The following is a 26,017-nucleotide window of genomic DNA, read 5'->3' on the forward strand; positions in this document are numbered from 1 at the left end:
GAAGGTCGAAGTCTACGAGGGGGTTTCGTGTCAGGTGTCTACATAGTTCGTGAGGTCGTCCGTGAGGTGCTCGCGGTTGTCGCCGCGGATGAGTTACCGATGGTCGATGAGTTCGATCGCTACGACGACGACACGGTCCTGCGGCGACTGCGCCGACGCAACGGTGACGACCTTCTCGGATTCGGTGTAGACGAGATCACGGTCCTGGCCACGCCCGTGGTGTGGCTGGCGCTGGCGGAGATGGCCAAGCAACTGGGATCTTCCGCCGCTGGCGGCACGGTCAGAGGAGTGACACGGCTGACGAGCAGAATCCTACGTCGCCCGACGGCGCCGACGACTCTCCCTCAGATGTCGGGCCCGCAGCTAGGCCAACTCCGCTCGCTGATCAGCGAAATTTCCGAACAGCGTGGACTCGACACCGACCGCGCCCAAGTGATCGCCGATGCGGTAGTCGCTCAGTTGGCGGCCTCGGATTCACGGCAGCGACCGCCCCAGTAGATGACGACATGGTCCGCTACATCCGGTACGCCGCCCTCCAGCCAGGCCGCACGCCTTCCGGCGGCGGTGTGGCGGCCCGGCTCTTGATGTGATCGACGATTCGAGCACTGTCGATGGCCGATATTGTGCGGTACAACCCACGCGCCTTCGGAGCGGGCACCACCATTCGTTTCTTGCTCCTAACGTTGGTGGCGGTGGCTACGACCTGGGACGCCTGGCAATTGATCGCACAAGCTCTGGGAGGTACCAGCTATCGCGAGGCGACCACCGGATGCGTCGACGCGGTGCAGGCCACCCTTGGAGTTCGTCCCCCCGAGTGGCGGCAGTTCGCCGATGTCGGAGCAGCTGATGAAGCGACGATCGCGGCCGCGACTCACGCGTGCTCCTCACCGGTCGCCACCGTGGCGACCTACGGGCAGGTGGCCGCGGTCGGGATTCTGTTGGGATGTAGCGCTGTCGCGTACTGGGTGTGGCCGCTGTGGGTTGTTCACCGCCGCCATCTGATTCCGTTTCCAGAAGAAGAGTTCCCTGAACTGGCGATCGCACTGCAGGAGATCGGGACTCGAGCGCGGGTCCGTTTCTTGTTCGACGGTGCCGACTACCACGTCTCGGGTTTGGCATTCGGGTCGGCCCGGCGCCGCAATATCGTGCTCAGTCGCGGGCTCACGATCCTGTATGGTCGCGGCGCTCAGGAGAAGGCAGCGGTCGGAGCGATCATCGCGCACGAGTTGGCGCATATCTACAACGGCGACCTGGATTCGACCTATGCGGCGGTGTGGACCTGGCGGTTTCTGTTGATCATCGGTGTCCTACCACTGGGAGGATGGGCTGTTTATGAAATCGGGACCGGTCGGTGGAGCGTCGCCTGGGACAACGGCTGGCGTGTCGCAGCCCTGATCGCGGTCACCATTTCGATTCGCAACGGGTTGTTGCGCACCCGCGAAATGCACGCGGATTCCGCTGCGAGACAACTGGTCGCCTCGCTGATGGTCGAGTTGCTCGTCTCCTACACCAACGCAGTCGACGCGCGGGTGAAGAGACGCCGTAATGAGCGAGCCGCGGCGCGGCGCCGCGATCAGCAGCCACCGTTGCTGCGCGAGGTCTTCCAGCAGATCGACGCACAAGCGCTGAACCACCCCGATCCTGCCTGGGCCTATGCGAAGGTCGCGTTCCAGCACAGGCGTCTCGTCGGGAACGCGTTGTGGGCTGATCTGTGGCTGGCTGCACGAACCCTGTCTCGACGGCCGCTGCATTCCGCTGCGACGACGATCCACATGTTCGTCGGTCATCATCATCCGCCGATGCGACGTCGCCTCGAGCAACAACTCGAACCGCGGCGCTCTTATACTTCTGCTTTTTCCAGTGCGGTGACGACCGGTATCGGGGCGGTGCTGGCCTACGACGTAGTGCAGACAGTCGCAGTCGTCGTACCGCTTCCGGCGCCGGTGCTGCCTGTCGCCGGAATCGTTGTGGCGGCGTTGCTCATCACCACCGCTATCAGCCACGACGCGCTCAGTCGTGCACTGTCCGAAACCTACATCGTCAAATCTGTGTCCGGGTTCGTGATGGCGTTCGCGATCACAACGGTCATGGCCGCGGTGGGCTGCAATGCGGGGTTGTTTCTCGGGTCGGCTATCGCACTCGATCCGGTATCCGATGCGATGGGACATACCGCAGCCGGGCACGACCAGTTCATCAGCTACTGGGCGGGAGACATGGTCTACCTCGTCGGTCCCGCGATCACGTTCCTCTATGGGATCGCCCGCCTGTGGCTGCCGGTCGCGGTGCGAGCCAGCACACCACTTCTGCCTCTGACGGTGATGACGATCTACTCCTCGTGCGTGATGCTGCCACTCCTCACGCCGATCATCTGGCAGTACTTCACCTACGCGCATCTGCCCTGGGAACGCGCCGGACTGCCGATATGGGTGCCGATGGAGCTCTCCAAGACATACGACCGTTCGGTGGGCGCAGCAGGCAAACCCGAATTCGCGCTCATGGACATCTACGAGGGCACGATTGACTACGACTCGAATCCTCTTGCCGGCTGGCACGTTTCCTACATCACCGCTGCCCTGATGTGCCTGGCGGTAGTGCTCGGCGCGATAGGCGCCAGCCTGAGATCGACAAACCGCCCCTGGGCCAGGCTTGATGGAATGTGTGGCCAGGTTCCGTGGCATCCAAAAATAACGATCCTGCTCACGTATGTGTCTGTGCTCACGGCGACGTGGGCGACGCTCACGACCTCGCAATCGGGTCTCCAGTTCGGCCAGTGGCCAGGAATCAGCCCCGCAACAGCGCTGACCACCTACTCACCAGCCCACCGGGTCATTGTTGTCGCGCCCGGCGCCCGCCCCCCGATCACCAAGCTGTGCGAAAGCAATCCCAAGAACACTACTTGCCTGAAGCTGCTCAACAGCGTCGACCCTTCTCTCTCGGCATGCGCGCAGCACCCCGTCCCACCATGCGGAAATCCGGTGTTAGCGTTTCCGACCCCTGGCCTCCCGGAATCGATCCCAAATCACGACCATCCCCCACAGCGTGGCGGGTTTGTCATGTTCGACAGCGCCCAAGCAGACTGGCCTGACACAGTCGATCGATACCGCAGCGGAGTGATCATCGCTCTGCCCGGCGACACTGTCACCAGCACCGGCGGTGGCGCCCCGATCCTTATCAATGGCGCCCCGACGTCCTACCGCATCGACCTTTTTGCAATGCCCGCGAGTGCACGAAAGCCCTTCGCCATCACCGTCCCCGCCGACCACGTGTGGATCGAAGCACCGAGTTTCCTCCACGGCGACAGCTCCAGCGAGCACCTGTCCGCTCCTGGCACCGGAGCGGTGCCCTACGACGCGTTGGTCGGCTACGTCCCCCCATTCGCACCGTAGGCCGGACGACCGGAGGGCGAACAGGCAGTGGCCCAGCGGGATGGCCGCGGATAGGTTGTCTATCCGCCCCTGCCTACTCTCCCCCGCCTTCCTCATACTGGCCTCCCTCAGCGGAAGTCGGCCGTGTCAAGGATGCCGTAGGGACGCGTAGCGGACACCGAAGGTGGTCCTTGACTCGGTTGGCTGGAGCGAGACGATCAGGCCATGAGGAAGGAGGGGAGCCCAAGTGAGGGTTGTCAACTTGCCGGGCGATGCGGAACCAGTTGTGGGGTACGGGGTTTGGCGTCACCATCGAGGGATGACCGAAGCGAGGTGCGAGTGGGCGTGGAGCTGGAGTGGGTTCCGGGCGCGGAGGGCCTGTTCGAGGGCTACTGGAGCGGCCGATCCGAGCAATTCGAGCCGGTAGACGAGTCCGAAGACGGCGACGAGGCGGATTACGAGGAGCTTGATCAGTCGATTTCCGAGTCTGACGAGGACTTCACGAAGCTCGTGGCCAGCGTCCTGGAGGCGGTCCGGCAGCAATTTCCCGGTTGCGAGGTGGTGATCGACTGGTCGTTCTATGGCCCGCCCACTCGTCACGAGGCGAAGGCACAGGGCATCGAGCTGCCTGAGCGAGTAACGCTGTCGACGTGACGCCATCCTGGGACTGGCCTGGACCTCGAAGAACTCTGGAGCGTTCGACCTAGGCTCACCATCAGCCCGTCAGAGTATCGGATTCGACGGTCCGAGATCACCTGTGCGAGAGGCCCATCCGGATACGACCGGCTCGTTGCCAGCGTCTGTTCACTTGTGGATGGACTGAGCTACCAGGAGAATCCGGCGTGTGGACGTGCGACGCGACGCGCCGGCGCGTCGGTACCGCAGACGCCTTTCCAAGGAACCGTCGCGCGGCCGACTGCGTGGCGCGGCGCGCGTCGGCGCGCCGCCTTGATGCCGGTCGGCTGGTAGTGCGGTACGGGCCGCATCGCATTGACGCAGAACTGAAGCTCGAAGAGGTCAAGACGGATGGTTCGCGGGCCACGCTTCCGGTGCCTCGGCCACTACTCGCCGTTCTCCGCGAGCATCGGAAGCGCCAGCTCGAAGAGCCCTTGGTCGACGTGCCCCGCCGAGGAGAAGAGCCTCCAATCGCAGGCGAATCTCCTTCGCAGTCAACATGTTTCATCCACGATTCAGCTCGCCCGCGACGACTGCCAGATCACCCGAGAGCCTCCGTATCTGAAATCGGCGGACCCGATCCAAGCGATCGTTGTGTGGGATGCCGCGGTTGCCGAGATCCTCACGGGCTAGTACGCACCGACGAGTTCGGGCGACAGTCGGCGGAGGCGCTGGATGGGCTGTTGAGATGTGGCTCTTCTTCGCCGACACTGAACATCGATAGGACCGGGCAGCAAACCGTTAGTAGGGGTATGCACTATGCAGTCCTGGCAGGCGCTACTCCTCGGTGCAGCCGGCGGATTGACCATTCAACTCCTAGCCGTCTTCCACGCGGTGAGCCGGTGGGAACAAGCCCGCACGACAAAGACTGGCCAAGTCAAGGCCAAACCCCCGCAGTTCACACGGTACGTCGACTGGAAAGCGCACCTCATCACCGGCGGAATCCGATTAACCCTCGGCGGCGGGACCGCCGGACTGTTCACTCTGGTAGGCCAGGTCTCGCAGCCATTCGTAGCCCTTACCCTGGGATTCTCGGCCCCCGCGATACTTACCCAGCTCGGCAGTCTCGGGATCGTGTACGGCAGCAAGCAGGAGCGCCGCTCCGACGACGAGCCCTCGGGGAACAGCCAACCACTGTCACCGACTAAAGGCACCCAAATCTCACCGATAGTGACCTCACACACTGACACCATCGCGGAGATCGGCGCAGGGGAGCCAAACCATGGAAACTGAACCGTTAGCCCGACGGGTCACACAACTATTAGGCGTCGGACCTCAACCGCAACAACAAGACCCACCAATGTTCGATAACTACCCACTCCGACGGCGCGTGCTCTCAATGCTGTTCGGGATCGAGATCGGCGACAGAGGACGAGACCACGCGCCGAACGAAACAGCCAATTCGAACACACCAGTTCAACCCGAACTCGTTGAACCACAACAGCTCCCACCGGCCCCGGCAGGCGCGACGCAGACGCTGTCTCCTCACACAGGAGCCACGCCGCCCAAGCAGGCCCGACACCACAGACGGCCTCCGCACGATCAAACTGGCCACCAATCATCACCGATTCAGCCGTTCATGGACCAACCCCCGGCCCTCAGTTCAGGCCAAGCAAATACCTACCCAAGAATCGACAGGAAACGCCCCACCGATCACACAGCCGAATCTCAACCCACCGACGAAGGCCACATCATCGCACCCAGTGGACGTGTCTACACAGGTTCGCGATGGCACCGCCGAGGACACCGGGCCAAAAGCCGACCGCCGCGAGGCCAGCCTGCAAATACGCACGAGGACGCACACGGTTGGACGGAACCCACGGACACAGCGGCCAGCGGCAGCCACCAACAGGTGAACTCGGCTGGAAAAGGTAGTTCGGTGTTTTCGAATACAGGTGGCCAGCAGACAATCAGGATCGTGACGGGGTCGCAAACTCCGACCAGCGGACCCCGACGAAATTGGGGGTGGTGGCTGTTGTTTGGGCTGCTCGTGGTCGATGTCGGATATTTCTTCTACGGTAAGGCCGCCTACACAGGCGGCGAGAGCGATTCCGGTGACCTATGGCGGGCGCTGACCTTCATCGCGATGGTCCTCGGTACGCTCGTGGTGCTTCGCCAATGCGTGCGCAGCCTGTTCGCGGATCACAAGCCACGTATCAAACGGGCAACGCGCAGGACCAGCAGCCTGTTCAGGCGATTTCCAACTCCGCACGTGCGGCAAGCAATTCCGCTCGTGACCATGGTCGTGTTGCTCGGCGCAGTAGCCACAGCACAGTACATCGCTATGAGGAGTGTGGGGCCTGCAATATTCCTGTGCGCCATGGTCGGTCTGGTGTGCGCCGCTCTCGCGGCCTCCCGGCAAATGAACACCTAAAGCTCGCCATAGGTCACCTATTAGCGCTTGTCGCTGCGCAGAGCGAAATCGGCTTCGATGACCAGTTGGCCAGCAGGAAGATGCCGGTCGGTACTGTTCCCATCTCTATGGTGCCCCGCCAGGGGCGCACACCACGCGTGGGAACGACAGACGGACGGCCCCTATCGCCCTTGGCCAGAAATCTGGTTCGTCGTGCCGGTGCGCCTCGAACTTCGGGTTGGTGAACAGCTCCGAAGCGACCAGAGGCGGCGCGCCCCGTTCAGGCACCTCATTCAGCAACCATCGACCATGCCCAGGGCGGCGCCTGGTGATCAGAACAGCGAGATTGGCGGTCGCGGACGAGCTGAGCGTTTGATGTGACACCCGAGCGACAACCCGCGTGACCGGCGACTCTCCGGCTCGCATCATCGACCGCTGCGTTGCCGGACACACAACAGCCCGACCCAGATTTACGATTTTTCTACGATCTAGCACCGAGTCACGCCGGGAAATGATGGGACACGGCGAGCCACCATAGGATGACCAGAATCGATCTACCTGCACAAACGGGTTTTGTCGGGTTCCGTCGGTCAACGATGGGATCCAGGCGAATCCTTGTGCCGACTTCATGACCAACAAAGCCTTGAACGAAGCGCTGGGCCTCATCCCAGCCACAGGCACATGCCCGGCAAAGACAGCGGCACTGCCTGCCTACAGCGGGTATTCAGCTTCGATCACCAACAGCCCACCCAAAAACCGCAGGTCATCCCCGTTCCCATGTTCGATGTGCCCTGCCGAGGGCACGAACCCGCGGCAACCGGACCAGAACCGTCACACACCGCTATTCGCCGATGACCAGCAGTTTTCGGTGTTGCAGGAGGTTGGCGTACTGGTCGATACCCCCTCCGGACTTGAACCCCCACACCGCTCCTGCCACAGCCGCTTGCTGCGATCGCTTCGCCCTGCCGAGGCCAACGTCGCCACCGACAGCGGGAGCTAGGACCTGGAGGTCGATGCCTCGGGTTGCCCACAAGGTGTTCAGACCGAACACCGACCATCGTGCGATTAGGGCTATTCGGTCACGCCTCTGCGGGGTGGCGAAACCTTAGTCCCTCAACAGCAATGGTCAAGGCAGATGCCGATCACTGACTGGGGAACTGACCTATCGGCACACCTATCCCTGGCATCGCATGTGGCGAGATCATCCGCAATCAGGTTTCATAGAAGATGGGAGAATCGGCAGACTGGGACAGGAATGAGTCCCATGTCAACTCAGCATGAGCATGCGCCCGCTCGATCAACGTCGGAGGCGATCGGACTTCCACACCCCTCGGCACCGACACCCGTCACTTCCCACTTTTTGCCGCCGACATTGCATTTCACGGTTTCGGTGATCAGCAACCGCGGGCGCCTGTCTGGCGCTGGCGTCTTTCAGGAAGCGCGCTGGTCACGCGGCCACCCCGTCGAATACAGACTCGCCGAGCGAATCTTCGCGGTGCGCCGTGCTACTCCCATCCGAAGGCACTTCAGGATCGGTCAGCCGGGGCAGGTTTACGTTCCGTCCGCGGTGCAACACGTCGTGGGCATTTCGCCACGAGATCATCTACTTCTCATTGCGTGCCCCACCAGCGGCGTCATCATCGGCCTTCCGCTCGCATCGCCGGCCCGCACGTGCGGGTCGTTTTCTGGAGTGACCGTAGGCTCCGGACGACGGGAGACACCGTGAGTCCGCCAGCGGCCAAAGACCAGCCGCTCCCGGCTTCGACACCGAACTCGGCTTCTACTGGCGATTCGACCAGCCTCGGTTTCGATCAACTGTATGGGACAACGAGCCGCGTGGCCGAGCCGCTCGAGATTCCGTTCGCGTTTCCAGGCATCGCTGACAACCCCCTCGGTGCACCGCATTGCTCGACGGCAACTGTCGATGACCACGGCCGTCTGTCCGAACGGTCAAGCCTCCGAGCTCTCAAATGGGCAGCAGGGCAGAATGTTTCGTTCGAAGGGGATCACCGGATGATCATTGCTCGATGCGTGCGGAACAGTCGTTGGGCCGTAGGAGGAAACGGATATCTACGCCTTCCAGCCGCGTTTCGCCATCCATGCAATCTGAATCCACACGACCGAGCCTTGATCGTGGCCGACCAGGCACGGGATACGCTGGTGGTATTGCCGATTCCGGTGGTCGCGGCGGCGTTATGGAACTATCTACCCGGCCTTTGGCCGCGGACGCCATGAGCGATGACCTCACCGTTGCGCTTTCGCTGATCGCTACACGGCTGGGCGTCAGTGTCCAACACCTCCCGACCGGTGCCGACAGCTCGGCCAAGATGCCGACATTCGCCGAGTACATCGCCAAGCTGCGCACCTCGCTGCCCACTACTACCGTCAAGAACTACGCGTCCTACTGGCGGGTCATCGAAACAGCCTGGGCCACAAAACGGCTCGATGAACCCAGCTCGACCGAGATCAGCGAACTCGTGCAACAGCATCGCAGTCGAGCGGTCGTCCGATCCAACTCGCGCGATGGACGCGGCGCCGCAACCCACATGGTGGCGGCGTTTCGATGCATCTACAAGCATGCCGAGGCCGACAGACTGATCAGTCCTTCGGACAACCCCGCACAGAAAGTGGCGAAACCCCGTCGACTGAAAGGCTCACGACATGCCCTCACGCGAGAACAGGTGATCGAGATCGGGCAGGTGGCGGCGACGACCGGAAACGACACCGAACTGGACTCGCTCATTGTGCGCATTCACATCGAAGCAGCCTGTCGACGGGCAGGCGCTCTCAACTTGGAGGTTTCCGACCTCGAGCCGCAGGACTGCCTCATCCGTTTGCGCGAAAAGGGGGAAACCGTTCGCTGGCAACCGATCTCGCCTCTTCTCATGGGCAAGTTGGTCGAGCATGTCGACAGACGCGGAGGCGAGGGAGCTACCTCTCGGGTTCTGCGCTACCGGAACGGGCGCCCGATCACCGCACGACGCTATGACTATCTGAGCGGGCGGATCCGCGCCCATTTGCCCTGGGCGGCGCGCCTGCAGGTATCGGCTCATTGGATCCGCCACACGACGCTCACCTACGTCGAGCGCGAGTTCAACGAAGCAATTGCTCGTGCCTATGCCGGTCACGCGCAGGTCGGAAACGGCGGCGCCACACCGATATACACCCGGGCCAGCATCGTGGAGGTCGCAGAAGCCTTGGTCGCGTTGACCGGACAGCCGCATCCACTCGCTCGCGCGGTTCGCCACCCGCTTGCTCCCCGGGGTCCCGGTGGATGTAATCTATGACGCTATGAACACGCTGATGCAGCGAGTTCGCCCCCGTACGAGTGTTAGAAGACCCAGTCGACATCGCGGCCGTAGGTCAGCGCGATGCGGTAGACGCCGTCGCCGTCGAACGCCAACACCGGAGTTCTGTAGGGACGCCCGGATTTTCGTCCTTTGTGGACGACCATGCTCATCGGCGGAACCCGACCGGCCAATCGGCCCAGGATCGGATTGGTGACATGGCGGTTCAATTTCGCCAGTGCTCGCGGAAGCACCATCGGGAGCGGTCCTCTCTCAGGGTGGAGTGCGGTGATCAGGTTACCCTCGACCGATGTCTGTGCACCCTCACTCGGAGATGATCGCGGTCTATGACGCCGCGGGCCGCGAGATCGGCGCGGCCGACCGGGCCACCGTCTATCGCGACGGGATCTGGCATGCCAGCGCGGGTGTGCTGGTGCGCTCCGGCGACGGGAAACGGATCTATGTGCACCGCCGCACCGAGACGAAGATGGTGTTCGCTGGCATGCACGACTGCCTGGCCGGTGGTGTCGTCGATCCGGGCGAGACCCCGGCGCAGACCGCGGTGCGCGAACTCGCCGAGGAACTGGGCATCGTCCGCCCCGCCGACGCGCCTCCGCTACCGCTGCGCGCCCGCGCGTCCTGGGACGGCATCTGGCAGGGCGCACCGATGCGCTGCCACCTGTTCGCCTATGAACTGCGCTACGACGGACCCATTCGCCACCAGCCCGAGGAGATCGCGGACGGCTGGTGGTGGACCGATGCCGAACTCCGCGCGCATCTGGCCGATCCGACGTGGGCGTTCGTACCCGACACCCACATCCTCACCGGCCAACTCCTCGCCTGATATGGCATCGGCCCACCAGGTCGTAGACCTGATGGGCCGATGAGCCGCAAATCCGTCAGGCGGCGCTGCCGCTCATAGCACCCATGACCTGGGTGAACAGGTTTGCGACGACTTCGAGGAGCTCCATGTACATTCCCTTGCTGGACCCGATATGAAATTTGCATTCTGCATGGTCGAGATGTCCAGCAGGTAAGGAGGCCGTGAAGTCGGGCGACTAACCCGAGGACGCCACCGATCCGGCCCAGGCTGCGAAGGCGCCCGGATTGCGGGTCTGCAGCAGCACCCGGCCGGGTCCGGTGAAGTCGAAGACGAAACCCTCGCCCGACTTCAGCGACTGGATGGACCGCCCGGAGACCGCGCGCCGGATGGTGAAGTTCATGGCCAGGTCATAGGCCACCACATGCCCGGTATCGATGGTGATCGGCTCACCCGGCTGCAGATCGATCACATCGATCGCGCCGAATACACCGACGACCACCTCACCGTCACCGTGCGCGCGCAGACCGAATCCGCCCTCACCGCCGAACAGGTTCGCGAAACCACCCCACTTGCCCTCCACCTGCACACCATGCGAGTTGGCGATCCAGCCGCCGCGGCTGATGAAGAACGGCCGATCGGGCGTGATCTGCAGATTCAGCATGTCACCGGGTAGTGCGGGCGCGACGTCCACCCAGCCGCCCTGCGGCGGCGCGGTGAAGGTCGAGACGAAAAACGATTCGCCCGCGAGCACCGAGCGCTTCAGCCCGGCGAGGATGCCGCCTTCGGCCTTGGCCTGCAACGAAACTCCCGCCGAATGCGCGACCATGGCGCCGCTCTCGACCCGCATCGGCTCGCCGCCCGCGAGGAAGCACCGAGCGACCGCGGAGGCCGGACTATGACGCAGTTGTACCTTCATATCGCCGACCCTACCGGCTGATTCGCACCGAAAAGCGGGCCCGATCGAGGCCGATATCAGGGGTTTCGGATCAGTCCAACGAACGCAGCGTTTCCTCGTCCCGCGCGACCACCGCGCCACCGTCCGGGGTCAGCACGATCGGGCGCTGGATCAGTTGGGGATGCGTTGCCAGCGCCTCGAGCCACTTATCCCGATCGGCCGGGGTGCGCCCCCATCCGGACATGCCCAGATCCTTGGCGATCTCCTCACCAGTCCTGGTGATGTCCCAAGGTTCGGCCCCCAACCGCTTCAGCACGGCGCGCAGTTCCGCCACGGTCGGCGGATCGTCGAGGTAGCGCCGCACCGTGTATTCGACGCCCGCCTCGTCCAGGTGTGTGGTCGCGTTGCGGCTCTTGGTGCACCGCGGGTTGTGCCAGATCTCGGTCTGCCCAGATGTCATGGCTCCAATTAACCATGGCCGCCGGGTTTCGGTCCGCACCGGCCGACCGAAACCCGGCACCGCGGCTCACCCGCCGCCGTCGCCGAAGCAGTCGGCGAGGCGACCCAGCCGGGCCACTTCGGCCTCGGTCAAGGTGGCGTGCTCGGCCTCGGAGACCTCGCCGAAGGGGATGGAGCCGACGCACACCGACCGGTCCCCGATTCGAACCCCGCGCCCCGCCCTGCGAGACCGCCGCGCACATCGCCAACGGTGTGGCCCGCAAGTGGCCGTCGCGCGCCATCATTCGGCTCGCGGTGCCCGCCGATTCCGATACCGCTCGTTCGCCGGCGATCTGTGGCACCGTCGAGCCGATCGATGCGCACAGCTGCCGCTTGGAGATCGGTGCGGGCAGCCCGCAGTCGCTGGTCTTCCTGCTCGCCGCGATCGATGGCGATTTCCGGATCGAGGACGGCGATGAACCGGCGGTGCATCTGCGTCGGATCATGCTGCGCCTCCAATCCGCCCTCGGCTGAACCGATTACAGGTGCATCCAGGTCGGCCACACCTCGGACCACGAATGGCGCAGGCCGGTGCAGGTCCATACCGTGACGTCCTGGGTATTGCCCGGGTAGCCGATTCGGCTGTCCACCTTGGCCACCGGTGCGCAGTTGTCGAAATCCCAATGCAGGAAGCCATCGTTGACGCCGACGGCGATGACTGCCGACGCGGTGTCGGGCGGTGTGCCGAAATATCCGAAGCCGCGGCTGGGGCTATAGATCGGGGGGAGGTTGGCCCGCTCGAATTGGTCGAGAGCGCTGGCTTGCCAATAGGTGTCGGTGATGATGATGGCGTCGGTACGTTCGGCCGGGTTGAGCGAGTCGTAGGCCTTGGTGACGGCGGAAGTCAGTTCCGGCCAGCCGAATTCGCCGTAGACGCCGATATTGACGGCGGCCTCGGCGGCATTGGCGGGCGGCTCCACCTGGGTGGCGCCGCGCCATGGAGTCGACCACAGCAGATAGCCCGTGGCGACCGCCGCGAGCGCCGCGCCGGCCCCGGCGATCCAGCGGCGCGGGGCCGGCTCCAGTCGAGACGCCAATTCGGCGAGACCGACCGCACCCGCGGCGAGCACCACGCCGTACATCCCGGCCACGTAGTAGATCCGCCCGCCGATCACCAGAAAGATGACAACCAATATCACCAGGGTCACTCCGAGGAACCGGTACGGCCGCAGCGAGATATGGAACAGCAACGCCCACACGCCGTACATCAGCAGCACCGCGCCGAAGTACCCGGCCAGCAGCACCGCGAGCGGCACGAACATCACCCGACCGCCGAGGATGCCCTGCTCACTGCTGATCACCCCGCCCATCGACAGCTGCGGCCAATCCTGGCCCGCCTGCCAGATCAGCGACGGCACCGTCGCAGCCACTACGATCGCCCCGCCGAGCCACAGCAGCGGCCGCCGCACCAGTTCGCGCGGGCCGGAGATCAGCGAAGCCACCGCGACGGCGATCCAGAAGAACGGAATCAACCATTTCACCTGCATATCGACCGCGGTCACCAGGGCCGCGCACAGCAGCAGGCGATCGCGGCGGGTCCGCACCCAGCGTACGACCAGCCAGGTGATGATCACCCACAGCACCGTGTCGACCGCATTGGTCGTCAGTATCTTGCCCTGGAGCAGCAGGAACGGCGAGGTCGCGTAGCCGATCGCGGCGAAGATCTGCGCGCCGCGGCCGCCGCCGAGTTCGCGCGCTACCACCGCGCACAGGACGACGCCGAGCACGGTCAGCGCCACCACCGGTAGCCGCAGCACGAAGAAGTTACCCGGCGCGATCGTGTCCATCAGGCGTGCCAGCATCGGCAGCACCGGCCCCTGATCGGCATAACCGAACGAGGGCCGCCGCCCCGCCGCGAGGAAATACAGCTCGTCGCCGAAGTAGTCGTACCGGCTCGCGGAGAACAGCAGGACGGCGAGCGCTACCGCCGCGACCGCGCCGACGCCCGCGATCGCCAGCGCCGGACGCTCCTCGGGCGAGGTGGCCAGCTTCTGACGATCTTCGATATCGGTCACGCCAGCTCCTGGAGGAGTTCCGAGGTGGACGTATCGAATCTAGCGGGAAATGGCCGTCGCGGACCACCCGCGTGGTCGGTCCGCGCGGCGTGCCATTACCGCAGGTATTCGTCGGCGATATCGAGCACCTCGTCGACGATATCCAATCCGGTGCGCAGCTCGTCCGCCGTCGTGGTGAGCGGCGGCGCGATCTGAAAGCGGTTGCCCGCGTTGAACGGCCACAGCCCGCGTTCCTTGGCGGCGGCGGTGACCCGGTTCATCGGCTCGGCGGCCGAACCCGCGGCGGCGAACGGGATCAGCGGTTCCCTGGTCTGTGGGTCGCGCACCAGCTCCAGCGCCCAGAAGAATCCGAGACCGCGCGCCTCACCGACACTGGGATGGCGAGATGCCAAGTCCGCCAGCCCTTTTTCGAGCACATCGGCGCCGACCGAGCGGACATGGTCGAGAATGCCGTCGCGTTCGAAGACCCCGATCGAAGCGACGGCCGCCGCGCAGGCCAGGGGATGGCCCGCGTAGGTCAGCCCGCCGGGATAGACCGTATTGTCATAACGCTGGGCGATCCGCTCGGCCATCAGCACACCACCGAGTGGGACGTATCCGGAGTTCACGCCCTTGGCGAAGGTGATGATGTCGGGTGCCACGCCGAAGGCCTGCACGGCGAACCACTCGCCGACCCGGCCGAATCCGACCATTACCTCGTCGGCGATATAGACGATGCCGAATTCGTCGCAGAGCGCCCGCACCCCGGCGAGGTAACCGGGCGGCGGCACCAGAACACCGTTGGTGCCGACGACCGTTTCCATGATCAGCCCCGCGATGTGCTGCGGCCCCTCCAACTCGATGACCTGGCGCAGATGCCGCAGCGCCGCGGCCGTCTCCTCCTCGGGAGTTGTTGTTTCCCAAGGGGATCGGTAGGGATACGGCCCGAAGAAGCGGACCACGTCGACATTGGTCGGCTCCGCACCCCAACGCCGCGGCTCACCGGTCAGCCCGATGGCGACGCCGGTGCCGCCGTGATAGGAGCGGTATGCGGCGAGCATTTTGGTGCGGCCGGTGTAGCTGCGCGCCAGTCGCACCGCATGTTCGACGGCCTCGGCACCACCGGTGGTGAACAGTATGCGATTCAGGTCGCCGGGTGCGCGTTCGACGATCAGCCTGGCCAGTTCGCTGCGCGCCTCGTTGCCGACGGTCGGCGAGATGGTGGTGAGCTTCTGTGCCTGTTCGATGATCGCGGCGACGATATCCGGATGCTGATGGCCGATATTGACATTCACCAGTTGGGAGGAGAAGTCGAGGTAGCGCTTGCCGCTCTCCTCCCAGAACCACGAGCCCGACGCGCCCACGATCGGAACCGGATTCAGCGTGGCCTGGGCGCTCCAGGGATAGAAGACATGATCGACCACCTATTTGCCGCCTTCGGTCAGGGTCACCTGCTGCGGCGTGAATCCCGATCCGGTGACGTCGGTGCCACCGGATTTCAGCAGATCCAATGCCTTGGTGACGTATTCATTGGTGAAGGCGTCCGCGTCGGGATCCTTCTTCAGCACCGTGACGCCCTCCTGATTCTTGGTCTCCTTGGCGATTTTCACGGTGCGGTCCCACGCGGTCTTATCGATCATGCCGATACCGTTGGGCGAGGGCCAGATCAGCTTGTTGACCTCATTGATCTGCCACTGCTGATGGGTCGCGCCGAGGGTGCTGCCCGCGGCCACCGTAATATCGCGGCACTTGTCGACATTGTCGCGGCAGAACGCCCAGCCCTTCAGCGAGGCCGCGATGAATTTCACGGTCTGGTCCTGGTATTTCGAATCCTTCAGCTTCTCCGAATTCGCCCAGATCGCGTCCTGCAGCATGGCCACGCCCTCGTCGTTCCAGTCGATCGTGGCGAAATCGTCTGCGGTGTAGAGCTTTCCGGTGGCCGGATTCTTCGTCTCCAGCAGCTGAGCGTATTCGTTGTAGGACATGGCCTGGGCGGCATTGATGTCCTTGGCGAGGAAGGCGTTCATATCGAACTGCTGCTGGACCAGCTTCACGTCCTTGGCCGGATCGATGCCCGCCTTCGTCATTCCGGCGAACAGCTCGTATTCATTGCCGTAGCCCCAGTTTCCGACGGTCTTGCCGCGCAGTGCGGCCGGGCCGGAGATATTGTCGGACTTGAACGAGACCTGCTTGGTGCCCGAGCGCTGGAAGACCTGGGCCACATCGGTAATGCCCGCCCCGGCCGCACGGGAGGCGAGCGCCTTGGGTACCCAGGCGATCGCGTAATCGGCTTGGCCCTGCGCCAGCACCGTCTGCGGCACGATATCGGTACCACCGTCCAGGATTTCCACGGATAGGCCCTGCTCCTTGTAGAAGCCCTGGTCCACGGCGGCCAGATAACCGGCGAACTGGCCCTGCTTGAACCACTGCAGCTGTAACCGGACCTTGGTCAGCCCTTCGGCGGTGGTTCCCAAGCCGTTGTCGGTGGTGCTGCAGCCGGTCAGCGCGGCCGCCACCAACGCCGCCAGCGCGAGACAAGCACGCAAACGCCCTGTGTTACTTCTCATTTCGATCTCCCAAAGATATTACGAATCAGGATGGTCCGGGGTCGTCGGGTCAGTTGCTCGAGGATCAGCACGACGGCGAGGAAGAGCAGGCCGACGATCATGGCGCCGACCACGTAGGCCCACGCCCGTGGATAGGCGGTATTCGCCGCGGCCGAGGTGATCCGACTGCCGAGCCCGTTCTGCAGGCCGCCGAAGTATTCGGCGATGATGGCCGCGATTACCGCCCCCGGTGCCGCGATGCGCAGACCGGTGAACAGGTACGGCAGCGCGGCGGGCAAGCGCACCGTGCGAGTGATCTGCCAGCCGCCCGCCGCGTACGAGGTCATCAGATCGGCGTGTACCTGCGGAACCTGCCGCAGACCGCGCGCGGTGCTGACGAACATCGGGAAGAACACCACGATCGCGACCACTATGCGGCGCGGAGTGTCGGTGGTGGTCGAGTACATCGAATTCAGCAGCGGGGCGAGCGCCACGATCGGCACCGCGGCCGCCGCGGCGGCCAGCGGCGTCAACAGGCCCTCGACCAGCCGGAATCGCACCGCCAGCATGGCCGCGACGATCCCCAGGACGGCGCCGACCAGCAGGCCGATGAAGGCATTGGTGCCGGTGGCGGTGGCGGCATCGACGATGCGGTCGAAGTTCTCGCTGAACTGTTTCGCGATCGCGGTCGGTGCGGGCAGCAGGAATGAGGGCACACCGGCCACTACGGTCAGCACCTGCCACAGCGCCAGGCCGCCGACACCGAAAACCACTGGTGGTAGCCAGGATTTCATCGCATATCCCGTCCCGCCACGATGATGTCGGTGGCCTCGTGTCCGCCGCGCAATGCGGTGCGAACCGCGGCGACCGCCTCGAAAAAGGCCTCGCTGGAACGGATGTCGTCGCCGCTGACGCCCGCCTCACGGCCCCAGCCGCCGGTCGGCACGATATCGGTGATGCGGCCCGGCCGCGGTGACATGACCACCACACGATCGGAGAGGAAGACCGCCTCGGGAATCGAGTGCGTCACGAAAACCACCGCCGCACCGGTCTCTGCGGCAATGCGCAATAGCTCGCCCTGCATGCGTTCGCGGGTCATCTCGTCCAGCGCGCCGAACGGTTCGTCCATCAGCAGCAGCGAAGGCTTGCGGGCCAATGCCCTGGCGATCGCCACCCGCTGTTGCATGCCGCCGGACAGTTCCGCCGGATAGCGGTGCGCGAAATCGGTGAGACCGGCCATTTCCAGAAGTTCCGCACTGCGCGTGCGCCTTTCGGCCTTGGGAACCTTGTGCAGTTCGAGGGGCAGTTCGACATTGGCCTGTACGGTGCGCCAGTCGAGCAGACCCGCCTGTTGGAAGGCGATGCCGTAGTCCTGGTCGATTCTGGCCTGCCGGGCGGACTTGCCGTGCACGGTCACATCCCCGCTGGTCGGCTGTTCCAGATCGGCGATGATGCGCAACAGCGTGGATTTACCGCAGCCCGACGGCCCGATCAGCGAGACGAACTCCCCCGCACGCACTTTCAGTGAAACATCGGCCAGCGCGGTCACCGAACCCGCGTCGAAGATCTTGCCGACATTGGTGAGGTCGACCGCTGCGACATCCTCGACGCCGACCGGATCCGATGCCTCGATCGGTTCGTCGGTCGACTCGGTGTCCGTGGCGGCCGATTCCACTTTCCCGGTCAACGGGTACCTCCTGAAGAGCCGCGCGCCCCGGCGGGACGGCTGTAACGACGTAGTGCCAGTTCGGCCAGGCCGACGACGGCGGTGACGGCGACACCGAGCAGTGCCGCGGCGAGCACGGCCGCGTACAGCCGGGCCGCATCGCCGGTGGCCTGCTGCGCGAAGACGATGATCTGGCGGCCGATACCGCCCGCCGTTCCGGTCGAGATCTCCGCGACCACCGCACCGATCACCGATGCCGCCGCGGCCAAGCGCAGCGCGGGCAGGAAATGCGGCACTGCGGCGGGAAACCGCAAGTGCACCAAGGTCTCCCACCAATTGGCCGAGTAGCTGTGCAGCAGTTCCACCGACGCCTTCGACGGTGCCTGCAAGCCGCGCAGCATGCCGATCGCGACCGGGAAGAAGGCCAGATACGACGCGATGACCGCGATACTCATCCACGGCCGCCACGGCTGCCCGGCGATGACGATCTTGCCGCCCCATCCGGCCACCAGCGGCGCCAGGGCGATCAGCGGAACCGTCTGCGAGACGACGATGTAGGGCAGCAATCCACGCTCGACGAAGGCGAAGCGCTGCATCACCACCGCGAGGGCAACGCCGACCACGGTGCCGATCGCCAGTGCCAGCATCGCGAGCCCGAAGGTGAATCCGGCCGTGCGCAGCAGTGTCGCACCGACGGTGCCGGTGCCGTCCTTATCACCGAGGACGGTGATGACCGACCAAACATGCGGCAGCGCGGCATCGCTCGTACGCGGCAGGACTCGGGTGTCGCCGATACTCACCCCACGCTCGGGCACGAAATATTTGACGAGCTCCCACACCGTGATGACCAGCACCGCAACGCCGACCGCGTAGCCGACCTGCCGTGCCCGCACTGCTCCCGCTCTCATCGATCACCCGCCGACGCCGCAACCGGCTCCGCCTCGGACTCCGCGAGCATGAGCACCACCACCTCGACGATCACTCCGCGCCCTCCGTCGCGGTGACCGGATGCGCCAACCGTGGCAGCACCGACTCCCCGTACGCCTCCAGCGTGGCCGTCTTGGCATCGTGCTGGAGGTAGACCGCGAACTGGTCGACGCCGAGCTTCTCCAGTTCGTGCAGCCGGGCCAGCTGCTCGTCGGGCGTACCGAGCAGGCAGAAGCGGTCCACGATCGCATCCGGCACGAATTCGGCGTGCGTATTGCCCGCCCGGCCGTGCTCGTTGTAGTCGTAGCCGCGGCGGCCCGCGATGTAATCGGTGAGCGCATGCGGAATATCGCCGTCGGTACCGTATTTCGCGACGATATCGGCGACGTGATTGCCGACCATGCCACCGAACCAGCGGCACTGTTCGCGGGCGTGCGCCATCGCGGCCGCGGATCCGTCGGTGACGTAGGCCGGTGCCGCAACACAGATCTTCACCGATCCGGGATCACGCCCCGCCTGCTCGGCGGCCGCCCGGACCCGCGCGATCGTCCACGCGGTGATGTCCGGATCGGCCAACTGCAGGATGAATCCGTCCGCGACCTCTCCGGTCAACTCGAGCGCACGCGGCCCGTATCCGGCCACCCACACTTCCAGTCGCGAGGCACTGGCCCACGGGAAGCGCACGATGGTGTCGTCGACGCGGACGCTGCGGCCATTGCCGAGCTCCCTGATCACCTCGATCGCTTCGCGCAATGTCGCCAAGGTGGCCGGCTTGCCGCCGAGGGTGCGGACCGCGGAGTCACCGCGGCCGATACCGCAGATGGTGCGGTTGCCGAACATATCGTTGAGCGTCGCGAAGGTCGACGCGGTGACCGTCCAGTCCCTGGTGGCCGGATTGGTGACCATCGGGCCGACGACGACCTTGCGGGTGGCGGCCAGTATTTGGCTGTAGATGACATAGGGCTCCTGCCACAGCAAGTGCGAATCGAAGGTCCACACATGCGAAAAGCCGTGTGTCTCCGCCTGTCTGGCCAATTCGACCACCCGCGAGGCGGGAGGTGTGCATTGCAGCACCACACCGATATCCATGCGGCACTCTCCATTTCGGGTCAAGAACGTCGGCCGTTTTCGAGTAGATCGTCGGCCGTTCGAATCGGCGCGCGTCAGATCAAGTTCTGCGACAGTTCGCGGGCGATGAACCGGCCGTGCCCGGCAGTGCCCAGATACGCACCGTCATCGACGATCACGCGGCCGCGCGAGAGCACGGTGTCGACGTGCCCGTCGATCTCGAAGCCCTCCCAGGCCGAGTGGTCCATATTCATGTGGTGGGTCTTGCCGAACCCGATGCTGGTGTGCCCGTTCGGGTCGTAGATCACGATGTCGGCATCAGCACCCGGACTGATGACACCCTTGCGCGGGTACATCCCGAACATCCGCGCGGGCGTGGTGCAACACACCTCGACCCAGCGTTCCAGCGAGATCCATCCGTTCCTCACGCCCTGGAACATCAGATCCATCCGGTGTTCCACACCGCCGATCCCATTGGGGATCTTGCTGAAATCGCCGACGCCGAGCTCTTTCTGATCCCTCATGCAGAACGGGCAGTGGTCGGTGCTGACCGAGGTGACCGCACCGGTGCGGATATAGCGCCACAGCTCGTCCTGATGCCCTTCGGCCCGCGACCGCAGCGGCGTCGAGCACACCCACTTGGCGCCCTCGAAACCCGGTGCGCCCAACTGCTCTTCGAGTGAGAGGTACAGATACTGCGGACAGGTCTCACCGAAGACGTTCTGCCCGTTGCCCCGTGCGGTGACGATCTGTTCCATCGCCTGCTTGGCCGAGACGTGCACGACATACAGCGGTGCATCGGTCAACTGCGCCAACATGATCGCGCGGTGGGTGGCCTCCTCCTCCATCTGCCACGGCCGGGTGACACCGTGGTAGTACGGCGAGGTCTCCCCGCGCGCCAGCGCCTGTTCGACCAGCACATCGATGGCAATGCCGTTCTCCGCGTGCATCATCAGCAGTGCGCCCAGGTCGCCCGCCGCCTGCATGGCCCGCAGGATCTGGCCGTCGGTGGAGTAGAAGACGCCGGGATAGGCCATGAACAATTTGAAGCTGGTGACGCCCTCGGCCACCAATTCGCTCATGCCCTTGAGGGATTCGTCGTTCACCTCACCGATGATCTGATGGAACCCGTAGTCGATCGCGCAGTTGCCCGCGGCCTTCTCGTGCCACAAACCGAGGGTGTCCTGTACCCGCTCCCCCGGCTTCTGCACGGCGAAGTCGACAATGCTCGTGGTACCGCCCCAGGCGGCGGCGCGGGTGCCGGTCTCGAAGGTGTCGGAGGCCTCGGTACCGCCGAAGGGCAGCTGCATATGAGTGTGGCCGTCGACGCCGCCGGGAATCACATATTTGCCGGTCGCATCGATGACCACGTCCGCGGAGGCGGTAAGGTCGGCACCGAGCGCGGTGGAGCCGGGCTGCAGGACCGCCACAATGGTGTCACCGGCGATCAGCACATCGAGCAATTGCGATCCGGTAGCCGAGACCACCGTGCCGCCGTGGATGAATGTCTTCGTCATATCGATATCACCAGCCTCAGGGAGCCACCATCGGTCCGTAGGCGTCGGGGCGGCGATCGCGATAGAACGCCCAGCGGTCGCGCACCACCTTGATCAGATCCATATCGAGGTCACGAATCACCAGTTCGGGATCGGTGTCCGAGGCGACGTCTCCGACGAATTTACCTTCCGGATCCACGAAATAGCTGGTTCCGTAGAAATCGTCATCACCGTATTCCTCGATGCCGACCCGGTTGATGGCGCCGATGAAATATTCATTGGCGACCGCCGAGGCCGGTTGCTCCAGCTTCCACAGGTAGCCGGACAGGCCGCGCGAGGTGGCCGAGGGGTTGAAGACGATCTCCGCGCCCGCCAGGCCGAGTGCGCGCCAGCCTTCCGGGAAATGCCGGTCGTAGCAGATATAGACACCGACCTTGCCGACCGCGGTGTCGAAGACCGGCCAGCCCAGGTTGCCCGGTCGGAAGTAGAACTTCTCCCAGAACCCGTGGACCTGCGGAATGTGGTGTTTGCGGTATTTGCCGAGATAGCTGCCGTCCGCGTCGATGACCGCCGCGGTGTTGAAGAGCAGACCCGGCTGTTCCTGCTCGTACACCGGCAGGATCATCACCATGCCCAGCTCCTGTGCCAGGGCGGCGAATCGCTCGGTGGTTGGCCCGGGCACCGATTCCGCGTAGTCGAAGAACTTCGCGTCCTGCAACTGGCAGAAGTACGGGCCGTAGAACAACTCCTGGAAGCAGATCACCTTCGCGCCCTGCGCGGCGGCCTGACGGGCGTAGTCCTCGTGCGCCTTGATCATGGACTCTTTATCGCCGGTCCAGTTGGTCTGGACGAGCGCGGCTCGAACGATTCCCATGCTTTGTTATACTTCACTGCGAACCAATTCGGTTGTGTTACAAGAATGCGGAAACAGTTTCGTAGCCGTAAACCTTGGGGCCGGTCATCGTTCCGGCGCTGTGCCCGACGCAGAATGACGCTGTGAACTTCGACCCCGCTACCGCGCCGCAGGTGCCCGCAGATGATGTGCGAGACACCGCGCCAGCACCTGCCGCAGCCGGGTCGGGCCTGTTCAACACCGATCTCGACGATCGCACCCCGGCCGGTATCGCGGCCGCGGTGAGCCGCCGGATTCGGTCCGGCGCCATCGCACCCGGCTCGCGGCTGCCGACGGTGCGCGAGGTCGCCCGCGAGTTGCGGGTCTCCCCCGCCACCGTCAACCAGGCTTGGCGAGCGCTGGCGGCCGCCGGCGCGATCGTCGCGCGGGGCCGCGCGGGCACATTTGTCGGCGAACGCCCCGCGACCCGTCCGACACCGCCGACGGGCCGCTACCAGCGCCTGCACCCGCCCTCGGATAGCGCCTTCCGCATCGATCTGTCCCGCGGCACCCCCGATCCCGAGCTACTGCCGGACCTGGTCGCCGCATTGCACACCATCACCGAGCACGGTCACGGCGGCGACCTGGCGGCCGACTACCTCGATGCGGCCGTGCTGCCGGAACTGGCCGCCAAGGTGCGCGCCGATTGGCCCTTCCGCGCCGACCGTCTCGCGGTGCTCGACGGGGCGCTCGACGCCATCGATCGACTGCTGAGCAGCCACGTCCGTCTCGGCGATGCGGTCGCGGTCGAAGATCCCTGCTTCCCACCGTTTCTCGACCTGCTCGCCCGCCTCGGTGCGCGGCCGATTCCGGTTCGCATGGACGAATCCGGCTTACTACCGGACGATCTCGACCGCGCCGTGTCCGATCACGGTGTCACGGCCGTGATACTGCAGCCCCGTGCGCAGAATCCGACGGGCGCCTCGCTCACCACCGCCCGCACGCGCGAACTGACCGATATTCTCGCGGGCACCGACACCCTCGTCATCGAGGACGACCACTCCGCCGGAATCGCCTACACCACACTGCGTTCCCTCGGATCGCGTCTGCCGAACCGGACCGTACACATCCGCTCGTACTCCAAATCGCATGGCGCGGATCTGCGTCTCGCGGTGGTCGGCGGTCCCGCCGATCTGCTCGACCCGATGATCGAACGCCGCATGCTCGGCCCCGGGTGGACCAGCCGCCTGCTGCAACGCCTACTGCTCACGATGCTCGACGACGACACCGCGCTGCGCACCGTCGCCGCCGCCCGAACCGAATACCGCAGGCGCGCAACCGAACTCCGCCGCGCCCTGGCCCGCCGGGGCATCACTGTCGCCCGTGGTGACGGCATCAATCTCTGGTTGCCGGTCGCCGATGAGAACGCGGCGATGATCTCCCTGGCCGCCGCGGGCATCAAGGCCGCACCCGGGCGCCCCTTCGAGGTCGACGACCATCCACACGGCGACCACCTGCGCATTACCGTCGCCGCGATCACCGATGGCGAGTTGGATTGGCTGACCGGCGAACTCGTCGCCGCGACCACCGCCGCGCCCACCTACCGCCGCGTCCGGCGCGCCTAAGATCCGGGCCGGAGGTCGAAGCTGGTCGAGCCGCTGTCGCCGGCCGGAATGATCGGCAGCACCACCGACGACGGATGCTCGGCATCCTTATAGATGGTCTGCGTCGCGGGCTGCGACCGGGCGCTGTCACCGAAGGGTTCGCCGGTATTCGGGTTCGGCGCGTACTGCGGATAGTCGCTGCTGCTGATGGCCACTCGGATCCGGTCGCCCGCCTTGAACTGATAACTCGTCGGCCAGATCTTGATGGTGAACGCATACGGCCGACCCGGCACCAGGGCGCTGGGTTCGGACAGCGAATCCCGGAATGCGGCACGGATGATGCCATTGTTGAGATTGACGGCCGATCCGTCGGGTGCCACAACTTCCAGCCGCGCGACGAAATCGGTATCCGGGGCGGTGGACGATGCCCACAGCTTGACGGTGATCGGGCCGGTGATCTCGGTATCCGCAGTGAGCGGATCGGTCGTATAGGTGAGCACATCCGAACGCTGCTCGACCGCCGACTGGTCGAACGGTCCCTGCGGGCCCGATCCCACCGAACAGCACGAATGTCCACCGATGCTCGGCGCCGGGGAGGCCGGATCGTAGACGTACCGGTCGAGCGCCGCGGGTCCGTTCGGCGCCCGCTCGACCAGTTTGCCAACCCGTCCGGCCACGCCGTTGGCGCCACTATCGGCGAAGTAGTATTCCTTCCACTGTGTCTGCGGCAGTGGCCAACTCGACGCCGACTTCCAGCGATTCGCCCCCATGAGGTAGTAGTCGACGCGCGGTTTACCCGATACGCCGTTGTCCTGCCCCTTCAGGAAGTGGTCGAACCACGCGAGCATCAACTCGTTGACCGGGCTGTCACCGACCGCTCCCAACTGCTCGAGTCGAGGCGCGATCGTCGAGGTGGGCCGCCCCCAACCGAGATGGTCCCACGGGCCGATCACCAATCGCTGGTTCTGCCGCGCCTGCGGGTCGCCGCGCTCGACCATACCGGTGAAGTTCTCCACGCCGCCCGCGAGGAAGGCGTCGTACCACCCCTCGATATCGAGCACCGGCACCCGCACATTCGGGTAGCGGTCGCGAATGCTCCACTGCTTCCAGTAGTCGTTGCGCACCGAGTTGCGGATCCAGTCGAAATACCACGGCGCGACGGCCGGATTGCCCGGTTGCAGCGGTGGAAAGTCTTTGTACGGGCGGTAATTCAGCCATGAGGTGATGTTCTGCAGATCGGTGCGCAGCTGGTCCGCGGTGGCCTTGTCGGCACGTTGCTCGGCGGATTCGAGTCCGATGGTGCCCATGGCCCACGGTTCGACGAAGCCGAGCCGGTACGCGCCGCCCTCGTAGGTCCAGCCGTCGTAATAGTCGGAGGCGGTATTCGCGGGCACGATCGTGGTCAGATGCGGTGGCGTCTCGATGGCCGCGAGCCATTGCGTGGCACCGACATACGACGAACCGTACATACCCACCTTGCCGTTCGAACCGGGAAGTCCCGCGGCCCATTCCACCGTGTCGTAACCGTCGTGGGTGTCATTGTCGAATTCGGTGAAGGTGCCCTCGGATTTCCCGATGCCGCGGACGTCCTGGATGACCACCAGGTAGCAGTGCGAGGCGAACCAGTCGGGTGTTCGATAGCGCGAGGGCTGGATCTGGGCGGCGGATTTGCCGTACTGGGTGCGCATCAGCACCACCGGCACCGGATCGCCGGTGTGCGGACGGTACACATCGGCGCGCAGGACCGTGCCGTCGCGCATGGTCGCCGCGACATCGGTCTGCTTGTCGACCGCACACGAACCCCGGTCGTCGTCGGGCGGCCAAGCTCCCGTATACGACGACGATTTCGTATCCGTGCTCGCGGTGCACCCGCCGACCAACGCACCGACGCACACCACGGCGGTGAGCAGACGGGCGATGGCCCACCCGCCACCCGGCCGCCACCCCTCATCGAATCGCTGCGCGATGCTGCCAAATGCGTATCCGGA

At 64.8% G+C, this 26,017-nt stretch carries 22 protein-coding genes; 8 read left to right on the forward strand and 14 right to left on the reverse strand.

Translation table 11 applies throughout. The annotated features are described in order from the left end of the window. The first annotated feature begins 27 nt into the window (after positions 1–27). The 3 genes from ACQP2D_RS25155 (at position 28) to ACQP2D_RS25165 (ending at position 4,019) form a co-directional block, all read left to right on the forward strand. Positions 28–498: a hypothetical protein gene (locus ACQP2D_RS25155; RefSeq protein WP_433678373.1), complete on the forward strand. Its 471-nt coding sequence runs from the start codon at positions 28–30 to the stop codon at positions 496–498. A 113-nt stretch (positions 499–611) separates the two neighbouring features. Then, positions 612–3,386 carry a M48 family metalloprotease gene (locus tag ACQP2D_RS25160; protein WP_433678374.1) on the forward strand — a complete coding sequence of 925 codons (2,775 nt, stop codon included), beginning with the start codon at positions 612–614 and terminating at the stop codon, positions 3,384–3,386. 324 nt (positions 3,387–3,710) lie between these two features. Beyond that, positions 3,711–4,019, forward strand: a complete 309-nt coding sequence (locus ACQP2D_RS25165) for a hypothetical protein (protein ID WP_433678375.1) — start codon at positions 3,711–3,713, stop codon at positions 4,017–4,019. Between the two features lie 969 nt (positions 4,020–4,988). Here the strand turns inward: ACQP2D_RS25165 and ACQP2D_RS25170 are convergent. Beyond that, positions 4,989–5,171 carry a hypothetical protein gene (locus ACQP2D_RS25170; RefSeq protein ID WP_433678376.1) on the reverse strand — a complete coding sequence of 61 codons (183 nt, stop codon included), beginning with the start codon at positions 5,169–5,171 and terminating at the stop codon, positions 4,989–4,991. Between the two features lie 748 nt (positions 5,172–5,919). Between ACQP2D_RS25170 and ACQP2D_RS25175 the strand changes: the two genes are divergently transcribed. Beyond that, on the forward strand, positions 5,920–6,414 hold the full coding sequence (locus tag ACQP2D_RS25175) for a hypothetical protein (protein WP_433678377.1): 495 nt from the start codon (positions 5,920–5,922) through the stop codon (positions 6,412–6,414). A 2,210-nt stretch (positions 6,415–8,624) separates the two neighbouring features. Then, entirely contained in the window at positions 8,625–9,680 is a 1,056-nt protein-coding gene (locus ACQP2D_RS25180; RefSeq protein WP_433678378.1) for a tyrosine-type recombinase/integrase, read from the forward strand. A 44-nt stretch (positions 9,681–9,724) separates the two neighbouring features. On the opposite strand, the gene ACQP2D_RS25185 is transcribed toward ACQP2D_RS25180, so the two are convergent. Beyond that, positions 9,725–9,937 (reverse strand): hypothetical protein, encoded by a 213-nt coding sequence (locus ACQP2D_RS25185; RefSeq protein ID WP_433678379.1) that lies wholly within the window; start codon positions 9,935–9,937, stop codon positions 9,725–9,727. A 53-nt stretch (positions 9,938–9,990) separates the two neighbouring features. On the opposite strand from ACQP2D_RS25185, the gene ACQP2D_RS25190 reads away from it, so the two are divergent. Continuing rightward, positions 9,991–10,524: an NUDIX hydrolase gene (locus tag ACQP2D_RS25190; protein WP_433678380.1), complete on the forward strand. Its 534-nt coding sequence runs from the start codon at positions 9,991–9,993 to the stop codon at positions 10,522–10,524. Between the two features lie 214 nt (positions 10,525–10,738). Here ACQP2D_RS25190 and ACQP2D_RS25195 read toward each other — a convergent pair whose 3' ends face one another. Further along, entirely contained in the window at positions 10,739–11,419 is a 681-nt protein-coding gene (locus ACQP2D_RS25195) for a TIGR00266 family protein (RefSeq protein ID WP_433206118.1), read from the reverse strand. A gap of 70 nt (positions 11,420–11,489) precedes the next feature. Next, complete coding sequence (locus ACQP2D_RS25200; protein ID WP_433678381.1) at positions 11,490–11,858, reverse strand: arsenate reductase family protein; 369 nt, start codon at positions 11,856–11,858, stop codon at positions 11,490–11,492. A 251-nt stretch (positions 11,859–12,109) separates the two neighbouring features. Here ACQP2D_RS25200 and ACQP2D_RS25205 point away from each other — a divergent pair, with 251 nt between their 5' ends. Next, on the forward strand, positions 12,110–12,370 hold the full coding sequence (locus tag ACQP2D_RS25205; RefSeq protein WP_433678382.1) for a hypothetical protein: 261 nt from the start codon (positions 12,110–12,112) through the stop codon (positions 12,368–12,370). A gap of 5 nt (positions 12,371–12,375) precedes the next feature. On the opposite strand, the gene ACQP2D_RS25210 is transcribed toward ACQP2D_RS25205, so the two are convergent. The 9 genes from ACQP2D_RS25210 to ACQP2D_RS25250 all read right to left on the reverse strand — a co-directional run bounded on the left by ACQP2D_RS25210 (position 12,376) and on the right by ACQP2D_RS25250 (position 22,467). Continuing rightward, a complete protein-coding gene (locus tag ACQP2D_RS25210) occupies positions 12,376–13,911 on the reverse strand; it encodes a glycosyltransferase family 39 protein (RefSeq protein ID WP_433678383.1) in 1,536 nt (511 codons plus the stop codon). A 95-nt stretch (positions 13,912–14,006) separates the two neighbouring features. After that, positions 14,007–15,314 carry an aspartate aminotransferase family protein gene (locus ACQP2D_RS25215; RefSeq protein ID WP_433678384.1) on the reverse strand — a complete coding sequence of 436 codons (1,308 nt, stop codon included), beginning with the start codon at positions 15,312–15,314 and terminating at the stop codon, positions 14,007–14,009. After that, the gene (locus ACQP2D_RS25220) at positions 15,315–16,457 is read right to left on the reverse strand and encodes an ABC transporter substrate-binding protein (RefSeq protein ID WP_433678385.1); all 1,143 of its coding nucleotides are present in this window, start codon (positions 16,455–16,457) and stop codon (positions 15,315–15,317) included. It lies immediately after the preceding gene. Continuing rightward, positions 16,454–17,230 (reverse strand): ABC transporter permease, encoded by a 777-nt coding sequence (locus tag ACQP2D_RS25225; RefSeq protein WP_433678386.1) that lies wholly within the window; start codon positions 17,228–17,230, stop codon positions 16,454–16,456. The genes ACQP2D_RS25220 and ACQP2D_RS25225 overlap by 4 nt, the downstream gene beginning before the upstream one ends. Beyond that, a complete protein-coding gene (locus tag ACQP2D_RS25230; RefSeq protein WP_433678387.1) occupies positions 17,227–18,123 on the reverse strand; it encodes an ABC transporter ATP-binding protein in 897 nt (298 codons plus the stop codon). Before ACQP2D_RS25230 ends, ACQP2D_RS25225 begins: the two co-directional genes overlap by 4 nt. After that, on the reverse strand, positions 18,120–19,010 hold the full coding sequence (locus ACQP2D_RS25235; RefSeq protein WP_433678388.1) for an ABC transporter permease: 891 nt from the start codon (positions 19,008–19,010) through the stop codon (positions 18,120–18,122). The genes ACQP2D_RS25230 and ACQP2D_RS25235 overlap by 4 nt, the downstream gene beginning before the upstream one ends. Before the next feature lie 70 nt (positions 19,011–19,080). Further along, complete coding sequence (locus ACQP2D_RS25240) at positions 19,081–20,118, reverse strand: TIGR03842 family LLM class F420-dependent oxidoreductase (protein ID WP_433678389.1); 1,038 nt, start codon at positions 20,116–20,118, stop codon at positions 19,081–19,083. Positions 20,119–20,192: 74 nt separating this feature from the next. Continuing rightward, a complete protein-coding gene (gene hydA, locus ACQP2D_RS25245) occupies positions 20,193–21,614 on the reverse strand; it encodes a dihydropyrimidinase (RefSeq protein WP_433678390.1) in 1,422 nt (473 codons plus the stop codon). Between the two features lie 16 nt (positions 21,615–21,630). Further along, the gene (locus ACQP2D_RS25250) at positions 21,631–22,467 is read right to left on the reverse strand and encodes a nitrilase-related carbon-nitrogen hydrolase (protein WP_433678391.1); all 837 of its coding nucleotides are present in this window, start codon (positions 22,465–22,467) and stop codon (positions 21,631–21,633) included. Between the two features lie 122 nt (positions 22,468–22,589). Between ACQP2D_RS25250 and ACQP2D_RS25255 the strand changes: the two genes are divergently transcribed. After that, the gene (locus tag ACQP2D_RS25255; protein ID WP_433678392.1) at positions 22,590–24,050 is read left to right on the forward strand and encodes an aminotransferase class I/II-fold pyridoxal phosphate-dependent enzyme; all 1,461 of its coding nucleotides are present in this window, start codon (positions 22,590–22,592) and stop codon (positions 24,048–24,050) included. On the opposite strand, the gene ACQP2D_RS25260 is transcribed toward ACQP2D_RS25255, so the two are convergent. Next, positions 24,047–25,789: a CocE/NonD family hydrolase gene (locus ACQP2D_RS25260; RefSeq protein WP_433685758.1), complete on the reverse strand. Its 1,743-nt coding sequence runs from the start codon at positions 25,787–25,789 to the stop codon at positions 24,047–24,049. The genes ACQP2D_RS25255 and ACQP2D_RS25260 overlap by 4 nt on opposite strands. Between the last annotated feature and the right edge of the window lie 228 nt (positions 25,790–26,017).

The sequence above is a fragment of the Nocardia sp. CA-119907 genome, assembly GCF_050955995.1.
Lineage (GTDB): Bacteria > Actinomycetota > Actinomycetes > Mycobacteriales > Mycobacteriaceae > Nocardia.

Excerpts from the sequence above, each read along its gene's own strand:
- ACQP2D_RS25160 (WP_433678374.1), top strand. The coding sequence starts at position 612 with ATGGCCGATATTGTGCGGTACAACCCACGCGCCTTCGGAGCGGGCACC.
- ACQP2D_RS25180 (WP_433678378.1), top strand. The coding sequence starts at position 8,625 with ATGAGCGATGACCTCACCGTTGCGCTTTCGCTGATCGCTACACGGCTG.
- ACQP2D_RS25185 (WP_433678379.1), bottom strand. The coding sequence starts at position 9,937 with ATGGTGCTTCCGCGAGCACTGGCGAAATTGAACCGCCATGTCACCAAT.
- ACQP2D_RS25190 (WP_433678380.1), top strand. The coding sequence starts at position 9,991 with ATGTCTGTGCACCCTCACTCGGAGATGATCGCGGTCTATGACGCCGCG.
- ACQP2D_RS25195 (WP_433206118.1), bottom strand. The coding sequence starts at position 11,419 with ATGAAGGTACAACTGCGTCATAGTCCGGCCTCCGCGGTCGCTCGGTGC.
- ACQP2D_RS25200 (WP_433678381.1), bottom strand. The coding sequence starts at position 11,858 with ATGACATCTGGGCAGACCGAGATCTGGCACAACCCGCGGTGCACCAAG.
- ACQP2D_RS25220 (WP_433678385.1), bottom strand. The coding sequence starts at position 16,457 with ATGAGAAGTAACACAGGGCGTTTGCGTGCTTGTCTCGCGCTGGCGGCG.
- ACQP2D_RS25225 (WP_433678386.1), bottom strand. The coding sequence starts at position 17,230 with ATGAAATCCTGGCTACCACCAGTGGTTTTCGGTGTCGGCGGCCTGGCG.
- ACQP2D_RS25235 (WP_433678388.1), bottom strand. The coding sequence starts at position 19,010 with ATGAGAGCGGGAGCAGTGCGGGCACGGCAGGTCGGCTACGCGGTCGGC.
- ACQP2D_RS25240 (WP_433678389.1), bottom strand. The coding sequence starts at position 20,118 with ATGGATATCGGTGTGGTGCTGCAATGCACACCTCCCGCCTCGCGGGTG.
- hydA (WP_433678390.1), bottom strand. The coding sequence starts at position 21,614 with ATGACGAAGACATTCATCCACGGCGGCACGGTGGTCTCGGCTACCGGA.
- ACQP2D_RS25250 (WP_433678391.1), bottom strand. The coding sequence starts at position 22,467 with ATGGGAATCGTTCGAGCCGCGCTCGTCCAGACCAACTGGACCGGCGAT.
- ACQP2D_RS25260 (WP_433685758.1), bottom strand. The coding sequence starts at position 25,789 with ATGCGCGACGGCACGGTCCTGCGCGCCGATGTGTACCGTCCGCACACC.